Here is a 22,282-nt window from a genome sequence, read left to right on the forward strand (position 1 = left end):
ACTTGAACCGAAGCAGCACCGCCCAGCTCAAGGTTCTCGAACGCAGCACCAGTGGCGTCCACCGCCGAGTTGATGCCCAGGCTGATCTGGCCAGCGTCCTGGTAGACGTCATCGCCTTGCGCGTCGTGGGTGTAAGGCGCGCTGGTCTCGCCGGCCTTGATGGTGACCTGAGCATTGTTGCTCAGGGTCACGACCAGGTCGTGGGCCAGCGGCTGGTTGACGTGCACAGTGAAGGTTGGCTTGACGTTCTCGGCCACCGAAGTCTGGTCAGCCGTGATGGTGACCTTGACGATGTCGCCTTCGCTGCCTGGGGTACCTGGCTCGTCAGTGACCTCGGTGCTGACTGGGGTCTTGTCCAGGTTCAGGTTTTCAAACTTCCACGCATCTGCGCCGCTGACCGCGTCGATGGCATTGACCACCGGCGCGTTGGTGCCGACATAGACGTTGTCTGGTGCGGTTGCAGTCGCCGAGCCCGTGGTGCTGTTGGCTGCCACGACGACAGTAGTGCCGTCGGTCAGCTTGAAGTACAGCTCCGAGTGGTTATTGATCGGCAGACCGTCTTTGTTGGTCAGCGTGATGGTGTAGGTGATCTCGCCGCCTTCGGTGACCGACGGAGTGGCAGTCAGCTTGGCCACCACCTCGTCGAGGGTGTCGGTGACATCCACTTTCGCGGCACCGCCCAGCTCCAGGTTCTCGAAGGTCGCACCAGTGGCGTCCACTGCCGAGTTGATGCCCAAGCTGATCTGGCCAGCGTCCTGATAGACGTCATCGCCTTGCGCGTCGTGGGTGTACGGCGCGCTGGTTTCGCCGGCCTTGATGGTGACCTGAGCGTTGTTGCTCAGGGTCACGACCAGGTCGTGGGCCAGCGGCTGGTTGACGTGCACGGTGAAGGTTGGCTTGACGTTCTCGGCCACCGAAGTCTGGTCAGCAGTAATAGTGACTTTGACGATGTCGCCTTCGTTGCCTGGAGTGCCTGGCTCGTCAGTGACGGTAGTGCTGACCGGGGTCTTGTCCAGGTTCAGGTTTTCGAACTTCCACGCATCTGCGCCGCTGACCGCGTCGATGGCATTGACCACCGGCGCGTTGGTGCCGACATAGACGTTGTCTGGTGCAGCTACAGTCGCCGAACCCGTGGTGCTGTTGGCTGCCACGACGACGGTGGTGCCGTCGGTCAGCTTGAAGTACAGCTCCGAGTGGTTGTTGATCGGCAGACCGTCTTTGTTGGTCAGCGTGATGGTGTAGGTGATCTCGCCGCCTTCGGTCACCGAAGGGGTCGCAGTCAGCTTGGCCACCACTTCGTCGAGGGTGTCGGTGACTTGAACCGAAGCAGCACCGCCCAGCTCAAGGTTCTCGAACGCAGCACCAGTGGCGTCCACCGCCGAGTTGATGCCCAGGCTGATCTGGCCAGCGTCCTGGTAGACGTCATCGCCTTGCGCGTCGTGGGTGTACGGCGCGCTGGTTTCGCCAGCCTTGATGGTGACCTGAGCGTTGTTGCTCAGGGTCACGACCAGGTCGTGAGCCAGGGCGGTGTTGATGTGCACGGTGAAGGTTGGCTTGACGTTCTCGGCCACCGAAGTCTGGTCAGCAGTAATAGTGACCTTGACCAAGTCGCCTTCGCTGCCTGGGGTACCTGGCTCGTCGGTGACCGACGTGCTGACCGGGGTCTTGTCCAGCGTCAGTTGCTCGAACTTGCCGACGTCCGCACCTTCAACGGTTGCGATCGACATCACGACAGGGTCGTTGGTACCGACGTAGACGTTGTCCGGGGCAGTGACAGTGGCAGTACCCACGGTACCGTTGGCCGGCACGGTGATGACGGTTTTGCCGTCGCTCAGTGTGAAGGTCAATGCACTGTGGTTGTTGATCGGCAGACCGTCTTTGTTGGTCAGGGTGATGGTGTAGGTAATCTCGCCGCCTTCAGTGACCGACGGGGTCGCGGTCAGCTTGGCCACGACTTCGTCGGTGGTGTCGGTCACTTGAACCGAAGCGTTGCCGCCCAATTCCAGGTTTTCGAACGCAGCACCAGTGGCGTCCACCGCCGAGTTGATGCCCAAGCTGATCTGGCCAGCGTCCTGATAGACGTCATCGCCTTGCGCGTCGTGGGTGTACGGCGCGCTGGTTTCACCGGCCTTGATGGTGACCTGGGCATTGTTGCTCAGGGTCACGACCAGGTCGTGGGCCAGTGGCTGGTTGACGTGCACAGTGAAGGTCGGTTTGACGTTCTCGGCCACCGAGGTCTGGTCGGCCGTGATGGTGACTTTGACCAAGTCGCCTTCGTTGCCCGGCGTACCTGGCTCGTCGGTCACCGACGTGCTGACCGGGGTCTTGTCCAGCGTCAGTTGCTCGAACTTGCCAACGTCCGCACCTTCAACGGTAGCGATCGACATCACGACAGGGTCGTTGGTACCGACGTAGACGTTGTCCGGGGCAGTCACGGTGGCAGTACCCACGGTACCGTTGGCCGGCACGGTGATGACGGTTTTGCCGTCGCTCAGTGTGAAGGTCAATGCACTGTGGTTGTTGATCGGCAGACCATCTTTGTTGGTCAGGGTGATGGTGTAGGTGATCTCACCGCCTTCGGTCACCGAAGGGGTGGCGGTCAGTTTGGCCACCACTTCGTCGAGGGTGTCGGTGACTTGAACCGAAGCGTTGCCGCCCAGTTGCAGGTTCTCGAACGCAGCACCAGTGGCGTCCACCGCCGAGTTGATACCCAGGCTGATCTGGCCCGCATCCTGATAGACGTCATCGCCTTGCGCGTCGTGGGTGTACGGCGCGCTGGTTTCGCCAGCCTTGATGGTGACCTGAGCGTTGTTGCTCAGGGTCACGACCAGGTCGTGAGCCAGGGCGGTGTTGATGTGCACGGTGAACGTCGGTTTGACGTTCTCGGCCACCGAAGTCTGGTCAGCAGTAATAGTGACTTTGACGATGTCGCCTTCGTTGCCTGGGGTGCCTGGCTCGTCGGTCACCTCGGTGCTGACCGGGGTCTTGTCCAGGTTCAGGTTTTCGAACTTCCATGCATCTGCGCCGCTGACCGCGTCGATGGCATTGACCACCGGCGCGTTGGTGCCGACATAGACGTTGTCTGGTGCTGCTACAGTCGCCGAACCGGTGGTGCTGTTGGCTGCCACGACGACAGTGGTGCCGTCGGTCAGCTTGAAGTACAGCTCCGAGTGGTTGTTGATCGGCAGGCCGTCTTTGTTGGTCAGGGTGATGGTGTAGGTGATCTCACCGCCTTCGGTGACCGAAGGGGTCGCGGTCAGCTTGGCCACCACTTCGTCGAGGGTGTCAGTCACTTGAACCGAAGCGTTGCCGCCCAGTTGCAGGTTCTCGAAGGTGTGACCGTCTACATCCACAGCGGACGTGATGCCCAGACTGATCTGGCCAGCGTCCTGATAGACGTCATCGCCCTGCGCGTCGTGAGTGTACGCCGCGCTGGTTTCGCCAGCCTTGATGGTGACCTGAGCGTTGTTGCTCAGGGTCACGACCAGGTCGTGAGCCAGGGCGGTGTTGATGTGCACGGTGAACGTCGGTTTGACGTTCTCGGCCACCGAAGTCTGGTCAGCAGTAATAGTGACTTTGACGATGTCGCCTTCGTTGCCTGGGGTGCCTGGCTCGTCGGTCACCTCGGTGCTGACCGGGGTCTTGTCCAGGTTCAGGTTTTCGAACTTCCATGCATCTGCGCCGCTGACCGCGTCGATGGCATTGACCACCGGCGCGTTGGTGCCGACATAGACGTTGTCTGGTGCTGCTACAGTCGCCGAACCGGTGGTGCTGTTGGATGCCACGACGACAGTGGTGCCGTCGGTCAGCTTGAAGTACAGCTCCGAGTGGTTGTTGATCGGCAGGCCGTCTTTGTTGGTCAGGGTGATGGTGTAGGTGATCTCGCCGCCTTCAGTGACCGACGGGGTCGCGGTCAGCTTCGCCACGACTTCGTCGAGGGTGTCGGTCACTTGAACCGAAGCAGCACCGCCCAGTTGCAGGTTCTCGAACGCAGCACCAGTGGCGTCCACCGCCGAGTTGATGCCCAGGCTGATCTGGCCCGCATCCTGATAGACGTCATCGCCTTGCGCGTCGTGGGTGTACGGCGCGCTGGTCTCGCCGGCCTTGATGGTGACCTGAGCGTTGTTGCTCAGGGTCACGACCAGGTCGTGAGCCAAGGCGGTGTTGATGTGTACGGTGAACGTCGGTTTGACGTTCTCGGCTACCGAGGTCTGGTCGGCCGTGATGGTGACCTTGACGATGTCGCCTTCGTTGCCTGGAGTGCCTGGCTCGTCAGTGACGGTAGTGCTGACGGGGGTCTTGTCCAGGTTCAGGTTTTCGAACTTCCACGCATCTGCGCCGCTGACGGCGTCGATGGCATTGACCACCGGCGCGTTGGTGCCGACATAGACGTTGTCTGGTGCAGCTACAGTTGCCGATCCGGTGGTGCTGTTGGCCGCCACGACGACGGTGGTGCCGTCGGTCAGCTTGAAGTACAGCTCCGAGTGGTTGTTGATCGGCAGACCATCTTTGTTGGTCAGGGTGATGGTGTAGGTGATCTCGCCACCTTCGGTCACCGAAGGGGTGGCGGTCAGTTTGGCCACCACTTCACTTATAGTGTCCGAGATCTCAACGGTAGCCGGGCCACCCAAGGCCAGCTTCTCGAAGGTGGCACCCGGTACTGTAGCGTCGGTAACACTGAGCGTGATGGAGCCTGCATCAAGATAGACGTCATCGCCCTGAACCGAGGTCTTGTACTCGACTTCGGTCTTACCGGCTTCGATCGTCACGGTGTCGCCGTTAGACAGGGTTACGGTCAACGGACGGTCCAGCGCCTGGCTTACTTTCACAGTAAAGGAAGGCTGCTGGTCTTCGGTCACATTGCCATTGCTGACAATACTTACGGTGACGGTATCGATGCTGTCATTGATGACAGTCGAGGCTGGGGTCGGATTCGGAGTCAGCTGTTCGAAGTTGCCGCCCGTGGCGCTCTCGATGGTGACGCTGACGGTCGAGCCATTGTTGTAGACGTCATTCGCCGGGGTCTGGAAATCGACGCTGCCCTGGGTTTTGCCGGCTTCAACGGTGATGACCTGGCCGTTGGACAGGGTCACGGTCACCGGCGTCTGGGCAGGGTTGCTCAGGGTCACGGTGTAAGTGATCACGCCACCTTCGGTGACCGACGGGCTCGCCGTCAGGGTCGCGGTGGTGGTGTCGACCGAGTCGTTGATCCTGGTCTGAGCCGGCGTCGGGTTCGGGGTCAGTTGCTCGAAATTACCGCCCGTGGCGTTCTCGATGGTGACGCTGACAGTCGAGCCGTTGTTGTAGACGTCATTGGCCGGGGTCTGGAAATCGACGCTGCCCTGGGTTTTACCCGCTTCAACGGTAATCGTTTGGCCGTTGGACAGGGTCACGGTTACCGGCGTCTGAGCAGGATTGCTCAGGGTCACGGTGTAGGTGATCACGCCGCCTTCGGTCACGCTTGGCGAGGCGGTCAGGGTCGCGGTGGTGGTATCGACCGAGTCGTTGATCGTGGTCTGAGCCGGGGTCGGATTCGGGGTCAGTTGCTCGAAATTACCGCCGGTGGCGTTCTCGATGGTGACGCTGACGGTCGAACCGTTGTTGTAGACGTCATTGGCCGGGGTCTGGAAATCAACGCTGCCCTGGGTTTTGCCGGCTTCAACGGTGATGACCTGGCCGTTGGACAGGGTCACGGTTACCGGCGTCTGAGCAGGATTGCTCAGGGTCACGGTGTAGGTGATCACGCCGCCTTCGGTCACGCTTGGCGAGGCGGTCAGGGTCGCGGTGGTGGTATCGACCGAGTCGTTGATCGTGGTCTGAGCCGGGGTCGGATTCGGGGTCAGTTGCTCGAAATTACCGCCGGTGGCGTTCTCGATGGTGACGCTGACGGTCGAACCGTTGTTGTAGACGTCATTGGCCGGGGTCTGGAAATCAACGCTGCCCTGGGTTTTGCCGGCTTCAACGGTGATGACCTGGCCGTTGGACAGGGTCACGGTCACCGGCGTCTGGGCAGGGTTGCTCAGGGTCACGGTGTAAGTGATCACGCCGCCTTCGGTGACCGACGGGCTCGCCGTCAGGGTCGCGGTGGTGGTGTCGACCGAGTCGTTGATCGTGGTCTGAGCCGGGGTCGGATTCGGGGTCAGCTGTTCGAAGTTGCCGCCCGTGGCGCTCTCGATGGTGACGCTGACAGTCGAGCCGTTGTTGTAGACGTCATTGGCCGGGGTCTGGAAATCAACGCTGCCCTGGGTTTTTCCGGCTTCAACGGTAATCGTTTGGCCATTGGACAGGGTCACGGTCACCGGCGTCTGGGCAGGGTTGCTCAGGGTCACGGTGTAGGTGATCACGCCGCCTTCGGTCACGCTTGGCGAGGCGGTCAGGGTCGCAGTGGTGGTGTCGGCCGAGTCGGTGATCGCGGTCTGAGCCGGGGTCGGATTCGGGGTCAGTTGCTCGAAATTACCGCCCGTGGCGCTCTCGATGGTGACGCTGACGGTCGAACCGTTGTTGTAGACGTCATTCGCCGGGGTCTGGAAATCGACGCTGCCCTGGGTTTTGCCGGCTTCAACGGTGATGACCTGGCCGTTGGACAGGGTCACGGTCACCGGCGTCTGGGCAGGATTGCTCAGGGTCACGGTGTAGGTGATAACGCCGCCTTCGGTGACGCTTGGCGAGGCGGTCAGGGTCGCGGTTGTAGTGTCGATTGTATCGGTCACTTGGGTAACCGCTGGCGTTTGCGGCAATGTCACCGTCAGCCCGCCACCACCGGTACTACCTGTCACGGTGGCCGAAATCTGGCCCCCGTCAATGTAGGGTGTGTCGTTTGCCGGAACTGCGACGTTGACGCTACCACTGGTCTGCCCAGCCGGAATGACGATCACGGCACCGTTGGACAGAGTAATTACCAGGTTGGTGGTCGGCGCCTGACCAACGGTGGCGGTATAAACGATTACGCCACCCGCTTCACTGATGGAAGGGGTTGCGCCAAGCGTCAGCTCAGTAGCGACGGCGGTATCCGTCGGTGTGGTCACCAGGTTGTTGCCGTTAGTGTCCAGCAGGCCCACTTCTTGGTTATCGGGTACGCCCGCAAAGCCCAGCCCGTCAGTCGGGAAGCCAACCGTCGGGTCAACTCGGCCAGCCGTCTCTTCGAGCATCACGAAGCTGTGGCCACCGCCCAGCGCACCACCACCTGCTGATGACGGGCCAGCGGCGGTAGCTTCAAGCTCAGTAGTCGGGTCAACACCAGCAGCAATTGCCTGCTGCAGCTCTTCCACTGAAGGCGCGGCCTGGGCTGCCGCCTGACTCAGGTCGGTGCTACTGTCAGGCGCATCGGCGCTCCATTGGCTGTCACGTCCAAGATCGAGCAGTCGGCCATCAGCCAGCTCCAAAGTAACCGCGCCACCCGGACCGGTGAGCACTTCCTCGCCGGCCAACAGGCGGTCACCTTCGATAAGTACACGCCGGATGCCCTCTGGGGATACCGCAATAACCTGGCCGACAATGCTTTTGACGATGGCTACAACGCTGCTCATTGGACTCTCCGTGTGACCCGATGGGGTACTTCCCTGCCAGAGCGGCGCTTGCTAGCCACTTCAGGCGGAACTATGTCGATGATCTCTTGACGTTTTTGACGTCAATATTCCGTCTATAACTTTTTGGAATTGCCTGACTGCCAAACTATTGACCTTATACATGCCATCCTAAACAATCGGCAATGTAATGTCACATTGATATTTGTACCTTAGCCAAGCGTTTCCTGAGGACAAATGTCTTACATCATCAAAAAGGTGTTAAGCCATCAGTCCTAGCACTTTTTCATACACCTCAGCAGCCGTAAATCATGCGGCGCGACCGTCTTACTCGGCAATGTCAGCGTTACTGGCGTCAATATCCAGATCACTGTCAATCGCGCGGACACTGATTGCCAAATAAGCACAAACCTTGCCGGAATGCGGCCTGGCAGAGGTCGATAGCCAGCCAGAGCCGGGGCGCTTGCTCACCCGAGGCCCACCAGGCTTCCAACGCTGCGCGAGTCACAAGCAGCTATGTGTCGCAAATCAAAGAGATGACGTACGAGTGCGTGAATAATGGTATCCCGATCATTGAAAATCGCTTGCGGATATTGAATGCAAGAAAGGCAAGGATCCGCACTCTATAGATGAATTCTGACTAACAAGCCACAGATATGCGCCAACAAACCAGCGCCTGTTTACTGACAGTGACTAAGCTGGAACCCAAAGCCCTTGCATGCCTTGGCTGAGTGGCAGGCTATGCTGCAACAAGCCGGATGATGGCTGGATCAAAAATGAAACAATCATTGCCCCGCTAAGTCTGGTGAAAATGAAGCACGTAGAATTGTTTACTCAACACCGATTCAAGGCGAACATTGGCCAGCTGCTCCAGCACCAGGGCGTGATAACCCTTATCAGCACAGCTTTGCAGCACCAAAGAAAGCCAGGGTGAGCCGGCCTGACCTTAACGACGGCACACCCACCCCACCCACCACAAGGATGAAGAGAGCGCCGCGTGGAATCCGAAGTCAGTCGAGTCCAACTCAGCCACGATCCACGCAGTCAGCATGACGATCCCCTGCTGGATAGTCTGCTGAGCCTGTGTGTCCTGCACCAGAAGCCCGCCAGCCGGGTCATGCTGACAACAGGCCTACCGCTACCCGCCCAGCGCCTGAGCCCTGAACTGCTGCCGCGCGCCGCGGCCCGGGCTGGCCTGCAGGGGCGCCTGCTTCAGCGAAAGCTGGAGCAGATCCCGAGTATCGCCATGCCGGCCATGCTGCTGCTCAAGGAGGGCCGCAGCGCCGTCCTGCTCGGCTGGGAGAACGATGACACCGCGCGCCTGCTACTCAGCGAGAGCGACGGTGGCGAGGTGCATGTCAGCCGCGAAGCACTGCTAAGCGACTACAGCGGCCGCGTGTTCTTCGCGCAGCCGCAGCACAAGTTCGATGTCAACCACGGCAACCTCATCCCACGAGCGAAGTCGTGGTTCCGCGACACCCTGCTGCGCAGCAAGTGGTTGTATATCGACGCCATCGCCGCCAGCCTGGTGATCAACCTGATCGCCTTGGCCGCGCCGCTGTTCGTGATGAACGTGTATGACCGGGTGGTGCCAAACCAGGCCACCTCGACGCTCTGGGTATTGGCCATCGGTATCGCCGGCGCGTATATCTTCGACCTGATCCTCAAAGGCCTTCGCGGCCTGTGCCTGGACCTGGCAGGCAAGAAGACCGACCTGATCATCTCGGCAACGCTGTTTGAACGTATCGTCGGCATGTCGATGAAGTACCGGCCGGCGCGGGTCGGCAGCTTTGCCCAGAACATTCACGAGTTCCAGGGCCTGCGCGACTTCCTCGCCTCGCTGACCCTGACCAGCTTGATCGACCTGCCCTTTACCATCCTGATTTTGATCGTCATCGCCATCATTGGCGGGCACCTGGTGTGGATACCGATCATCGCTTTCCCGCTGGCTCTGGGCATCGGCTACGCCCTGCAACGGCCACTGATGGCGACCATGGAGCGGACCATGGCTTTGGCATCAGAGCGCCAGTCCAGCCTGATCGAAACCCTGGCGGGTCTGGATGCGGTAAAGGTCAACAACGCCGAAAGCGAACGCCAGTACATGTGGGAGCAAACCCTCGGCACCCTGAGCAGGCTGGAACTGCGCGTGAAAGTGCTGTCGAGCCTGGCGATGAACATCACCCTGCTGATCCAGCAACTGGCAGGCGTGGCAATGATCTGCGTCGGCGTGTACCTGATCATCGACGGCAACCTGAGCATGGGCGGCCTGGTGGCTTGCTACATGCTCAGCGGCCGCGCCCTCGGCCCACTGGGCCAGCTCAATGGCCTGCTGGCCCGCTACCAGCAAGCCAAGGTAACCATGGTCTCCACCGACCACATGATGGATCTGCCGCAAGAGCGCAACTTCGAAGAACGCCCGCTGAGCCGCAAGGTGCTACAGGGCAGCGTCGAGTTCCGCGGTGTCGACTTCACTTATCCGAACCAGCAGAACCTGGCCCTGAAGAATATCAACCTGACCATTCGCCCTGGCGAGAAGGTCGGCATCATCGGTCGCAGCGGCTCGGGCAAGAGCTCGCTGGCCAAGCTCATTGTCGGCCTGTACGAGGCCGATGGTGGCTCGCTGCTGGTCGATGGCGTCGACATTCGCCAGATTGATGTCAGCGAACTGCGCCACAACATCGGCTACGTCCCACAGGACATCCAGCTGCTGGCCGGCACCTTGCGTGACAACCTGGTCAGCGGCGCCCGCTACATCGAGGACGAATTGATCCTGCAGGCCGCTGAACTGGCGGGCGTACATGAATTCGCCCGGCTGCACCCCGACGGCTACGAGCTGCAAGTGGGTGAACGCGGGCAGAACCTGTCCGGCGGCCAGCGGCAGAACGTCGCCTTGGGCCGTGCGCTGCTGCTCAACCCGCAGATCCTGCTGCTGGACGAGCCGACCAGCGCCATGGACAACACCGGTGAAGAACGCCTCAAGCAGCGCCTGCAAGCGGTGGTGGAGGGCAAGACGGTACTGCTGGTCACGCACCGTGCCTCGTTGCTGTCGCTGGTAGACCGGCTGATCGTGATCGATCGCGGGCAGATTGTCGCCGACGGCCCGAAAGCCGCGGTCATGGATGCACTGAAGAAGGGGCAGATCAGTGTTGCATAAGCTGGATATGGGGCAGTTCAAGGACGGCCTGCGGCGCTATTTCAAAGGCAGCGACTCGCTTGGCGGCCAGCCGCTGCCCGAGGTAAACAAAGCCCTGATCGAAGATGCACCGCGGGTGGTGCGGCTGACCATCTGGGGCGTGATCCTGTTCTTCGTGTTCTTGATTGTATGGGCCAGCGTTGCGCCCATCGACGAAGTTACGCGGGGTGAAGGCAAGGCCATTCCGTCTTCCAAGGTGCAGAAGATCCAGAACCTGGAGGGCGGCATCGTCGCCGAAATCTTCGCCAAGGAGGGGCAGATCGTCGAAGTGGGCCAGCCATTGCTGCGCCTGGATGAAACCCGCTTCGCCTCCAACGTTGGTGAAACCGAGGCTGACCGCCTGGCCATGGCCCTGCGAGTCGAACGTTTGAGTGCCGAGGTAGAGGACCGCCCGCTGATTATCGACGAAAAGCTGCGTAAAGCCGCGCCAAACCAGGCGGCCAGTGAAGAGTCGCTGTACCAGAGCCGGCGCCAGCAACTGCAGGACGAAATTGGCGGCCTGCAGCAGCAGTTGGTCCAACGCCAGCAGGAGTTGCGCGAATACAGCTCCAAACGCACCCAGTACGCCAACAGCCTTGAGCTGCTGCGCAAGGAAATCAGCATGTCCGAACCGCTGGTGGCAACCGGCGCGATTTCCCAGGTTGAAGTGCTGCGCCTGCGCCGTGCTGAAGTGGAAAACCGCGGTCAGCTGGATTCCACTGCGCTGGCGATCCCGCGCGCAGAGGCGGCGATCCGCGAGGTGCAAAGCAAGATCGAAGAGACACGTGGCAAGTTCCGAAGCGAAGCGCTGACCCAGCTGAACGAGGCACGCACCGAACTGAACAAGGCTACCGCCACCAGCAAGGCGCTGGACGACCGGGTGAGCCGCACACTGGTCACTTCGCCCGTACGCGGTATCGTCAAGCAACTGCTGGTGAACACCATTGGCGGGGTAATCCAGCCAGGCAGCGATATCCTCGAAGTCGTGCCACTGGACGACACGCTGGTCATCGAGGCGAAGATTTTGCCCAAAGACATCGCCTTCCTGCACCCTGGCCAGGAAGCGACGGTCAAGTTCACCGCGTATGACTACACCATCTACGGTGGGCTAAAGGCCAAGCTGGAGCAGATTGGCGCCGACACCATTACCGATGAAGACAAGAAGACTACGTATTACCTGATCAAGCTGCGCACTGATCGCAGCCACCTGGGGACTGACGAGAAGCCACTGCTGATCATTCCGGGGATGGTGGCGACGGTGGACATCATGACAGGCAAGAAAACCATCATGAGCTACCTGCTCAAGCCGATCATGAAGGCGCGCTCGGAGGCGCTGCGCGAGCGGTGATAGCCAACCTGCAGGTTTCGCCATTGCTTTAGGAGCGGCCTCATGTCGCGACAGGGCTGTACAAGCAGCCCTGCAAATCGCTACGTGAACCTGGGGGCCGCTACGCGGCCCTTTTGCGGCTCTAGCCCACGCCTACAGCCGCACGCGGGAGGCCATTCAGCGCCAAGGCGCAGGCTCGCCCACCAGTTGCCCCTGAATCCCGCCTACTCCCATCTCCAGCAACACCAACCGCTCCCCTTCCGTCTCGACTCGCTCGGCAATCAGCGGCAGGTCGATGCTATGCGCCGCACGCTGGATCGCTTCGATGAACAGCCGCTTGTGCTGCTCATGATCGATGTTGCGGATGTAACTGCCGTCAATCTTCAGGTACGCCAGGCCCAAATGCGCCAGGTTGCCAATCATGCTGAAGCGCCCACCGAAGCGTTGCAAAGCCAACCCGAAGCCAAGCCCATGCAGGCGCCGGGTGAGTTGCTCCAACGCTGCCTGCTCAGGCAACTGCTCCTCGCCAATTTCAAAAACCAGCCGCGGACCGAGCGCCGCATTCTGGCCCAGCAGCTCGAAAACGCGCTGAAGGGCCTTGGGGTCGGCCAGGGTGGCGGCGGACAGGTTCAACGCCAGCACCTGGTCATGCCCTCGCAGGTGCGCCAACACTTTCTCCAGCACCAGCACATCCAGCCGCGGCATCCAGCCGAAGCGCTCCAGCCAAGGCAGGAAGCGGCCCGCCGGCAAGGCCTCGCCCTGGCCATCGCGCAAACGCGAAATAACTTTGTGGTGCAGTACCCGTTGCGAGGAAGCGCACTCTATCACTGGCTGGAAGAACAACTCGAAATGCCCATTGATGAACGCCTGGTCGAGCCGTTCGTGCCAGGCATGCTGGCTATCTGCAGCAACCGCCGCAACACCTTGCTCAAGGCATACCCAGCCCGGCGTTGGCTGGTTCTCAGCGCGGGCCAGAGCCTCGTCGGCCAGCTTCAGCAATGCCTGGGGTGAATCACCAGGGCTGAATGGCGCCAGGCCTATACAAGCCACCGGGTCGATATCACTGGCCCCCGTTTCGTGCAGGCTCTGCAACGTTGCCTCCAGAGCCTGGGCAAGGTGTACTGCCTCCTCATGCACCATGCCCGGTGCCAGCACTGCAAACTCGCCGCCGCGGCTGCGGGAAATGAGGTCGTTGGTTTCCGGGTAGCTGGCACAAGTACGACGCAGCTGTTCACCTACCGCTTGCAACAACTGGTCGGTACGCTGGCCGCCAAGGCGGGCGTTCAGGCCAGCCAGGCCCTGAACCCGCAGCAACAGCAGGTAACCGGCGCGCGCGTCTTCCAGGTTGCTTACCCGATTGTTCAGCTGCATTTCAAAATAGCGGCGGTTCGACAGCCCGGTCAGGCTGTCCTGGTAGGACTCCGCACGCAGCCGCTCACTGCGCTCGGCCTGCTCGGTGAACAGGGCTTTGAGTTTCTCGACCATCTGGTTCATCGCTTGCACTACGCGGCGTAGCTCCGGCGTGCGTGGCAACTCTGGCAGGCTGAGGAATTCGCGGCGGGCAATAGCGTGGGATTGCTCGACCATGTAGTCCAGCGGCCTCAACTGGCGGCGCAACAGCAAAGCACCGAGCACGGCACTGGCCGCACCGCACAACAGCAACCAACCCAGGCTGCCCAAGGCGCTTTGCCAAAGCTTGGCAATGGCGAACATCGGGTGGCTGATCACTTCAACGCGCGCTGCCTGCTGCCAGCCACGACTGACGATTGCATCGCCGCCGGCGGCCTCGAGGCCGATCAGGCGCACGAACCAAAGCGGCACACCGCCAGGGTCTGGCTCGGCGTGACGCTCCACCAGCACGGCGTTGGAACCCAGGTCGACGACCTTGATGCTTGCATAGTAACCACTGTCGAAAATCGAGCTGACCATCAGCTCGACCATCGCTGGGTCGTCGATATTCGGCGTCAGCGAAAGCGCCAGCGCGGTGGCCGCATCCTGGGCGTGCGAGCGCAGCTGGTTGACGTACTGGCTGCGCGAGCTTTCCAGGCTGACCATGAAACTGCCACTGAAGGCGACCACCAGGAACAGGCAAATGGCCAACAGCAATTGTTTGAACAGTGACATCTGTGCTCCTTCAGTAAACCGGCTCGGCCGGGAACCCTTCGGCCTGCATTTTCTTCAACAAATCCTGCCAGCGTGACAGCCGCTTGGTATCACCAACCTTCTTGTTCCCTGCCGCGCCCGTCAGCCACAACCCCTCGCCATTGAAGGCGTACACCGGCAGCAAGTCGGTACGCTGGCTTGCCGGCTTTATGGCATCCATCAGACTGTCCAGCACCAAAGGCTGGGCCTGTGGGCTTGAATAATAGGTCAGGACCATGTGTGCCCGGTTCTGCCGCAGCGCCTTGACGTAGGTGATGCGCAGTTTCTCGCTGGGGATTCCCATGCGCCGTAGACTGAAATATTTGGCGATGGCGTAATCCTCGCAGTCCCCTGCACCTTTGATCAGTGCCTGCACAGGTGTGGCCCAGTAGTCGACCTCATGCCACAGATCGATATCCTCGACATACCGCAATTGCTGGTTGAAGAAGCGGTTGACCACTTGCAACCTTTCAAGCTCGGTACCCTGCTTCTGCGTGGCCATCAGGCTCTGCCAGGCATCGATGCGACCCTGCCCGGCACCTAGTGGGCCGTACAGAGCCTGCGACTTGCGGCTGATCTGGGAGAAATCCCAATCCGCGTGCAAGCCGCCCAGCAGAAGACTGCCCAGCAGCACGGCAAAGCCGACATATCGCACTACGGTTTTGAGCAACCAGGATATCGCCACTGCGAAGCCCTGTTCAGACCAGTCGAAAGCAGCGATGGTGGGGCTTGCCACCGCAAAAGACAATGGCACCCTGCAATCACGCACCCGGCTGTCAGCCCGCCTATACTTTCTGCTTACATCTTTCTATAGGCAGCTTCCTTTGACGTGCGACTTCCTCCACCATAGCCGCGCTTTTGGGGCGCCCGTACCAGTGTGGGTGCAGGTTTGACACCCTCACAAGCTGTTACTAGTTTAATTGGATCCAATATAGTCATCGTTGAGGCAGGCGTCGCGTGGCCAAGAAAATCAAATTGAGCAATGTGCTGGCCAGCGAGCAGTTGTTGCCGCATCAGGCCCGTGGCGTGATCGAAGAACGCCTGCGCAGCGCCATTCTCGATGGTCGCTTGCCGCCTGGTACTGCAGTTCGCCAACAAGAGCTCGCCACCTTGTACGGCGTCAGTCGCATGCCCGTGCGCGAGGCCCTGCGCCAGCTCGAAGCGCAATCCCTGTTGAAAGTGGAGATGCACAAGGGCGCCGTCGTTGCACCGCTGATCGGCGAGGATGCAGTGGACACCTATGCCCTTCGCGTATTGCTCGAGAGCGAGGCGCTGCGCCAGTCTATCCCGCTGCTTGATGCCAGCGACATCGCCAGCGCCCGCGGGTATATCCAGCAACTGGAGAACGAGACCAGCCACACCGAAATTGGCCGCCTCAACCGCCTGCTCCACATGGCGCTGTACAGCAAGGCGCCGAACAAGAAACTACTGCGCCTTATCGAGAACGAACTGAACGAGGAAGAACGCTTCCTGCGCTTCCATCTTTCGTCCATGGGCCTGGGCAAGCTCACTCAGGACGATCACAACGCACTGGTAGATGCCGCCAGCGACAAGCTGGTGGACGAAGCGGTAGCGGTGCTGGAACGGCACCTCAATGGCGGGGCGCGGGTGATCCGCAATTACCTGGATACGCAATTGGGGCGTTAGCCCATTACCGGCTTTACGCGTTAATTGATGGGTTGCAAATTAATCTTGCTCCGCCAACAATGAGACTAATTATCATTAACGTCCATTGATGCCGGCGCCCTCCTCCATGCCCAGCAACGATTCCGTGCAAACGCTCTACAGTGACCACCACGGCTGGTTGCATACCTGGCTGCGTAGCAAGCTCGGCAACGCAGCCGATGCGGCTGACCTCGCCCAGGATACCTTCGTCCGCTTGCTACAGCGTCGTGAACAATTGCAGCTGAATGCTCCCAGGGCCTTCCTGCGCACGGTAGCGCGTGGGTTGGTGATCGATCTTTGGCGCCGCGAGGAACTGCACAGGGCCTACCTGGAGGCTTTGGCCCATGTGCCGGAAGCACTGGTCCCCTCAGTCGAGACCCGCGAGCTGCTGCTGGAATTGCTTGAACGTATTGCACGCATGCTCGACGGCCTCAAACCCAAGGTACGTCGCGCATTCCTGCTGGCTCAATGCGAGGGGCTGAAGCATCAGGCCATCGCCGAACAGATGGGGATCTCCGTGCGCACCGTTGAGCGCTACATCGCCGATGCGCTCTATCACTGCTACGTGCTGCGCTATGAAGACGACTGCTGAATCCATGACCGTCGCACGCCCTGATACAAAAACGGTCAGGCAGGCCATTCAGTGGATGCTGCGGCTGCGTGAGAGCGGGCACGATCCAGCTCTGCAACAACAGTGCGCGCAATGGCGCAGCAGCCACCACGAAAACGAACAGGCCTGGCAGCGTATGGTTCACCTTCATAAGGACCTCGACCTGCGCGCTATCCCGGGTGCCGGGCTGGCATTGCAGACACTGGAAACCAGCCAGCAGCGCCTGCGCCGTCGACAGGCGCTGAAGCTGCTTGGCGGCGTTGTCATGGCAGGATCAGCGAGCTGGCTGGCCAAAGACCTCGATACTGTGAGTGCCTGGGCGTCAGACTATGCCACCGGCACGGGCGAGCGACGCGTTTTCACCCTGCCCGATGGCTCACTGATGCAACTCAATACCTGCAGTGCCGTGGACCTGGCCTTCCATGATCAACAGCGCCTGGTCCGCCTGAAGCATGGGGAATTGATGATCAACTGCAACCCCCGGCAACCCCTGCTGGTACAAACCCGCGACGCGCTGCTTGAAGGCTTCGAAGGACGCTTTGTGGCCTATCAGGATAGCGACTGCACACGTGTCAGCGTCAGCCACGGCAAAGTGGCGATACACCGGCCTGGTGCTGGCCAACTTCAGTGGATCGAAGGTGGCCAGAACTGGCGCCTGGATGCTCAAGGTGCGCAACGGCTCGCGCACATGGAGATGGATGCGATGGCCTGGACTGAAGGGTTGATCGTCACTCAGGACATGCGCCTCTCCAACTTCCTCGCGCAGGTCAGCCGCTATCGCCATGGTTACCTGGGCTGCAGCAATGATATTGCCGACCTGCGCCTGTCGGGGGTGTTCCGCCTCGAAGACCCGGAACAACTGCTTCGGCTGCTACCGCAGACGTTGCCCGTACGACTTCGTCGACGTACACGCTGGTGGGTGCATGTAGAGAGCATCACCTGATAAGGCGTTATCGATTTCTGGCGGGTTTTGAATCCAGGTCCGGCTAGGACAGTAAGCAACACTTTCTGCCCTCGACACTTTAACGGACCCTTCATGTCTACCAACCCGGTGTTAACCCACACTTTCAGCCCGAATGATTTTCGTCCAGTCCTGCAATCAGCTCACTTGCGCCATGCCATCCGGGCTGTTCTGTTTGGTACCGCCCTGGGCCTGGCAACTGTTCCGCAACTTTCCGTTGCGGCCGACACAGCCGAAGTGAGCCAACACTATGCAATACCAGCTGGCCAACTGACCGACGTGCTCAACACAATCGCTCGCCAGGCCGGGATCACCCTATCGAGCACGCCTCAGCTGACCGATGGCCTGCATTCCAACGGACTGCAGGGGCAGTACACAGCCGATCAGGCGCTGCGCCAGTTGCTAAATGGCAGCGGACTGGAAGCCGTCAGCCAGGGGGGACGTAACTATGTGCTGCAGGCACAGCGTCAGAACGCTGCCCTGGCATTGCCAGACACCGACATCCGTAGTTTCTCCCTCGGCAACGCACTGGGCAGCATGGAGGGTTACAACGCCACGCACAGCCAGGTGGCGACCAAGACCAGCATGCCCTTGGTGGAGACATCCCAATCGGTCTCGGTGGTTACTCGCCAGCAAATGGATGATCAGGGCTCTCAGACCGTTGCCCAAGCCATGCGCTACACGCCTGGAGTACTGACCAACCCGTACGGTGCCACTCATCGCTATGACTATGTAGCCATGCGCGGCTTCAACGACGGTTCGGTGGACAACATCTACGTCGATGGGCTCAAGTCAATGGGAGACAACGGCACCTACAGCACAATGCAGGTAGACCCATACTTCCTTGAGCGCATCGACATTCTCAAGGGACCGTCTTCGGTACTGTACGGACGAAGCTCGCCGGGTGGCCTGGTAGCCCTGACCACCAAGAAGCCACTCTTTGCCCCTTACCATCAGGTTCAGGCCACGGTAGGTACTCAGGGCCAGCGTGGCGTGGGCTTCGACTTCAGTGGTCCTGTGGATGACGACAAACGCATTGCGTATCGCCTGACGGGTTTGGCGGATGCTTCCGACACTCAGTTCGACCACAACAAGGAAGAACGTTACGCCATCGCCCCTGCTATCAGTGTCGACTTCACCGAAGACACCTCACTCACGCTGCAGGCCTATTTGCAGCACGACCCTAACGGTGGGTACCACGGCGGCAACCCTGCAGACGGCATGCTGCACAAACGCAACGGTTTTCGCCTGTCAGACCATTTCTTCGAAGGCGAGCCGAGCATCGACAACTACGAGCGCACGCAGCAATCCTTCAGTTACCAGTTTGAGCACCGCTTCAATGATGTTTTCACCGCGCGGCAGAACTTCCGTTATCAGGATTCCGACGTGTCGATGGACCAGGTGTACGCCGCCGGCTGGGCAGATGTTGACAGCAACATGCTAAACCGCGCCTATACCGGCGGCGACGAGCGTCTGCATTCATACATCATTGATAACATGCTGCAGGCAGAGTTTTTTACTGGGGCCGCCAAGCACACCCTGCTCTTGGGGGCTGACTACCAGCGGCGCAAAGCCGACGTGACATGGCGTTATGGCACCGTCGACCCGCTGGATGCTGGCAATCCGCAGTACGGCAATGGCAACCTTCAGGTACTGGGCGAGAACCGCTACCAGCGGCGTTTGCAACAAACGGGTGTGTACCTGCAGGATCTGGTGGAGCTGGACCAGTGGCGCTTTTCCTTGGGACTGCGCCAGGACTGGGTGAAGGTGTCCGAAGAGAACCGTGACAGCGACAGCAAGGTCAGTGATCAACGCTCCAGGTTCACCTCCCGGGCTGGAGTGCTCTACCTGTTCGAGAACGGCATTGCGCCCTACATCAGCTACTCGGAGTCGTTCAACCCGAACACCGTGTCCGACCAGCAAGGCCGGCCGCTGGCACCGACGGAGGGCACTCAGTGGGAAGCCGGCATCAAATATCAGCCACCAGGGAGCGACAACCTGTTCACCGCATCGGTGTTCCGCATCGAGCAGGAGAATTTGGCGTCTAAACAGCCTGACGAAGACTTCTACCGCCCTGTCGGTGAAGTCCGCTCGCAAGGGCTGGAGCTGGAGGCCCATGTGCAACTGACCGACAGCCTCAAACTGCTGGGTGGCTATACCTTCACCGATATCGAGTATTCGAAGTCAATGCCGAGCCTTGTGTCGGGCAACTTGGACAACAAGGGTAATTCGCCGACTCAGGCGCCGAAACAGATGCTCTCGCTGTGGGCCGACTATAACTTCCGCCAGGGGGCACTGGATGGCCTGCGGCTGGGCGGTGGGGTGCGATATGTGGGGTACAGCTGGGTCGATGCGGAAAACAGCATGAAGGTGCCTTCCTACACCCTGTTCGACGCCTCGATCGGCTATGACCTGGGCAAGGTCGGCCTGACGGGTGTGGATGTGCGCTTGAACGCCAACAACCTTACCAATGAAAGCTACATCACCTCATGTGCCAGCCTGAACTACTGCTACATGGGTGAAGAGCGCAATGTGAGCGCCACGGTCAGCTATCAGTTCTAACCGATATTGAAACCCGGAAAAGACAAAGCCCCTGTCTGCATCGCAGACAGGGGCTTTGGGTTTGAATCTTGACGATGACCTACTCTCACATGGGGAAACCCCACACTACCATCGGCGATGCATCGTTTCACTGCTGAGTTCGGGATGGGATCAGGTGGTTCCAATGCTCTATGGTCGTCAAGAAATTCTGTGTGCTGGCCCGTCTCTCGGACGCGCCTGCGAATCTCTGTAGTTCCTACTTAAAGACAAAACCCCTACCTGCATGCGCAGATAGGGGTTTTGCGAAATGAATCTTGACGATGACCTACTCTCACATGGGGAAACCCCACACTACCATCGGCGATGCATCGTTTCACTACTGAGTTCGGGATGGGATCAGGTGGTTCCAATGCTCTATGGTCGTCAAGAAATTCTGTTGCCAGAATGTCCAGATGGACAGCCCAGCGAATTCGGATATGCGATATTTGTGGTCTTACGAATTTTCGGGTCTTTCGTCTTCACCACCACAATCTGCGTAGCAGATTGCTTGGGTGTTATATGGTCAAGCCTCACGGGCAATTAGTATTGGTTAGCTCAACGCCTCACAGCGCTTACACACCCAACCTATCAACGTCGTAGTCTTCGACGGCCCTTTAGGGGATTCAAGATCCCAGTGAGATCTCATCTTGAGGCAAGTTTCCCGCTTAGATGCTTTCAGCGGTTATCTCTTCCGAACATAGCTACCCGGCAATGCCACTGGCGTGACAACCGGAACACCAGAGGTTCGTCCACTCCGGTCCTCTCGTACTAGGAGCAGCCCCTCTCAAATCTCAAACGTCCACGGCAGATAGGGACCGAACTGTCTCACGACGTTCTAAACCCAGCTCGCGTACCACTTTAAATGGCGAACAGCCATACCCTTGGGACCGGCTTCAGCCCCAGGATGTGATGAGCCGACATCGAGGTGCCAAACACCGCCGTCGATATGAACTCTTGGGCGGTATCAGCCTGTTATCCCCGGAGTACCTTTTATCCGTTGAGCGATGGCCCTTCCATACAGAACCACCGGATCACTAAGACCTACTTTCGTACCTGCTCGACGTGTTTGTCTCGCAGTCAAGCGCGCTTTTGCCTTTATACTCTACGACCGATTTCCGACCGGTCTGAGCGCACCTTCGTACTCCTCCGTTACTCTTTGGGAGGAGACCGCCCCAGTCAAACTACCCACCATACACTGTCCTCGATCCGGATAACGGACCTGAGTTAGAACCTCAAAGTTGCCAGGGTGGTATTTCAAGGATGGCTCCATGAGAACTGGCGTCCCCACTTCAAAGCCTCCCACCTATCCTACACAAGCAAATTCAAAGTCCAGTGCAAAGCTATAGTAAAGGTTCACGGGGTCTTTCCGTCTAGCCGCGGATACACTGCATCTTCACAGCGATTTCAATTTCACTGAGTCTCGGGTGGAGACAGCGCCGCCATCGTTACGCCATTCGTGCAGGTCGGAACTTACCCGACAAGGAATTTCGCTACCTTAGGACCGTTATAGTTACGGCCGCCGTTTACCGGGGCTTCGATCAAGAGCTTCGCTTGCGCTAACCCCATCAATTAACCTTCCGGCACCGGGCAGGCGTCACACCCTATACGTCCACTTTCGTGTTTGCAGAGTGCTGTGTTTTTAATAAACAGTCGCAGCGGCCTGGTATCTTCGACCGGCATGGGCTTACGGAGCAAGTCCTTCACCCTCGCCGGCGCACCTTCTCCCGAAGTTACGGTGCCATTTTGCCTAGTTCCTTCACCCGAGTTCTCTCAAGCGCCTTGGTATTCTCTACCTAACCACCTGTGTCGGTTTGGGGTACGGTTCCCAGTTATCTGAAGCTTAGGAGCTTTTCTTGGAAGCATGGTATCAACCACTTCGTCGCCTAAAGGCAACTCGTCATCAGCTCTCGGCCTTGAAATCCCGGATTTGCCTAAGATTTCAGCCTACCACCTTAAACCTGGACAACCAACGCCAGGCTGGCCTAACCTTCTCCGTCCCTCCATCGCAATAACTGGAAGTACAGGAATATTAACCTGTTTTCCATCGACTACGCTTTTCAGCCTCGCCTTAGGGACCGACTAACCCTGCGTCGATTAACGTTGCGCAGGAAACCTTGGTCTTTCGGCGTGCGAGTTTTTCACTCGCATTGTCGTTACTCATGTCAGCATTCGCACTTCTGATACCTCCAGCAAGCTTCTCAACTCACCTTCACAGGCTTACAGAACGCTCCTCTACCGCATCATCGTAAGATGATACCCGTAGCTTCGGTGCATGGTTTGAGCCCCGTTACATCTTCCGCGC

Annotated in this window: 9 protein-coding genes and 3 rRNA genes (2 of these 12 running past the window's edge); 6 read left to right on the plus strand and 6 right to left on the minus strand. The window is 59.4% G+C overall.

Annotated features, from left to right (window positions below; all coding sequences use genetic code 11):
- Nucleotides 1-7,526: the beginning of an immunoglobulin-like domain-containing protein gene (locus tag C4Q27_RS10830; protein ID WP_104886834.1), read on the minus strand. 20,896 nt of this gene lie to the left of the window's left edge; 7,526 of the gene's 28,422 nt are visible here — the first part of the coding sequence; it begins with the start codon at nt 7,524-7,526; its stop codon lies off the left edge, out of view.
- Between the two features lie 994 nt (nt 7,527-8,520).
- On the opposite strand from C4Q27_RS10830, the gene C4Q27_RS10840 reads away from it, so the two are divergent.
- Both C4Q27_RS10840 and C4Q27_RS10845 read left to right on the plus strand, forming a co-directional pair.
- Complete coding sequence (locus C4Q27_RS10840; protein WP_003256004.1) at nt 8,521-10,677, plus strand: type I secretion system permease/ATPase; 2,157 nt, start codon at nt 8,521-8,523, stop codon at nt 10,675-10,677.
- A gap of 7 nt (nt 10,678-10,684) precedes the next feature.
- Nucleotides 10,685-12,043, plus strand: coding sequence for an HlyD family type I secretion periplasmic adaptor subunit (locus tag C4Q27_RS10845; RefSeq protein WP_177410035.1), 1,359 nt, complete (start codon nt 10,685-10,687; stop codon nt 12,041-12,043).
- A 156-nt stretch (nt 12,044-12,199) separates the two neighbouring features.
- Here C4Q27_RS10845 and lapD read toward each other — a convergent pair whose 3' ends face one another.
- Together lapD and lapG are read right to left on the minus strand one after the other, a co-directional pair.
- Nucleotides 12,200-14,146, minus strand: coding sequence for a cyclic di-GMP receptor LapD (gene lapD, locus C4Q27_RS10850; RefSeq protein ID WP_010951554.1), 1,947 nt, complete (start codon nt 14,144-14,146; stop codon nt 12,200-12,202).
- 10 nt (nt 14,147-14,156) lie between these two features.
- Entirely contained in the window at nt 14,157-14,918 is a 762-nt protein-coding gene (lapG, locus tag C4Q27_RS10855) for a cysteine protease LapG (protein ID WP_172835033.1), read from the minus strand.
- Nucleotides 14,919-15,121: 203 nt separating this feature from the next.
- Here lapG and C4Q27_RS10860 point away from each other — a divergent pair, with 203 nt between their 5' ends.
- The 4 genes from C4Q27_RS10860 to C4Q27_RS10875 all read left to right on the plus strand — a co-directional run bounded on the left by C4Q27_RS10860 (nt 15,122) and on the right by C4Q27_RS10875 (nt 19,962).
- On the plus strand, nt 15,122-15,811 hold the full coding sequence (locus C4Q27_RS10860) for a GntR family transcriptional regulator (protein WP_064492509.1): 690 nt from the start codon (nt 15,122-15,124) through the stop codon (nt 15,809-15,811).
- A gap of 106 nt (nt 15,812-15,917) precedes the next feature.
- Entirely contained in the window at nt 15,918-16,421 is a 504-nt protein-coding gene (locus tag C4Q27_RS10865; protein WP_064492508.1) for a sigma-70 family RNA polymerase sigma factor, read from the plus strand.
- A 4-nt stretch (nt 16,422-16,425) separates the two neighbouring features.
- Nucleotides 16,426-17,382 (plus strand): FecR family protein, encoded by a 957-nt coding sequence (locus C4Q27_RS10870; RefSeq protein ID WP_104886835.1) that lies wholly within the window; start codon nt 16,426-16,428, stop codon nt 17,380-17,382.
- Between the two features lie 165 nt (nt 17,383-17,547).
- Nucleotides 17,548-19,962 carry a TonB-dependent siderophore receptor gene (locus C4Q27_RS10875; protein ID WP_064492506.1) on the plus strand — a complete coding sequence of 805 codons (2,415 nt, stop codon included), beginning with the start codon at nt 17,548-17,550 and terminating at the stop codon, nt 19,960-19,962.
- Nucleotides 19,963-20,028: 66 nt separating this feature from the next.
- On the opposite strand, the gene rrf (C4Q27_RS10880) is transcribed toward C4Q27_RS10875, so the two are convergent.
- The 3 genes from rrf (C4Q27_RS10880) to C4Q27_RS10890 form a co-directional block, all read right to left on the minus strand.
- Nucleotides 20,029-20,144: ribosomal RNA gene (gene rrf / locus C4Q27_RS10880) — 5S ribosomal RNA — on the minus strand.
- Between the two features lie 109 nt (nt 20,145-20,253).
- Nucleotides 20,254-20,369, minus strand: a 5S ribosomal RNA gene (gene rrf / locus C4Q27_RS10885).
- 130 nt (nt 20,370-20,499) lie between these two features.
- A 23S ribosomal RNA gene (locus C4Q27_RS10890) occupies nt 20,500-22,282 on the minus strand (it continues 1,110 nt past the right edge of the window).

It is taken from the genome of Pseudomonas sp. SWI36, from assembly GCF_002948105.1.
GTDB classification, from domain to species: Bacteria; Pseudomonadota; Gammaproteobacteria; order Pseudomonadales; family Pseudomonadaceae; genus Aquipseudomonas; species Aquipseudomonas alloputida.

Coding starts and splice junctions, on each gene's coding strand:
- C4Q27_RS10865 (WP_064492508.1), top strand. CDS start 15,918: ATGCCCAGCAACGATTCCGTGCAAACGCTCTACAGTGACCACCACGGC.
- C4Q27_RS10870 (WP_104886835.1), top strand. CDS start 16,426: ATGACCGTCGCACGCCCTGATACAAAAACGGTCAGGCAGGCCATTCAG.
- lapD (WP_010951554.1), bottom strand. CDS start 14,146: ATGTCACTGTTCAAACAATTGCTGTTGGCCATTTGCCTGTTCCTGGTG.
- C4Q27_RS10845 (WP_177410035.1), top strand. CDS start 10,685: ATGGGGCAGTTCAAGGACGGCCTGCGGCGCTATTTCAAAGGCAGCGAC.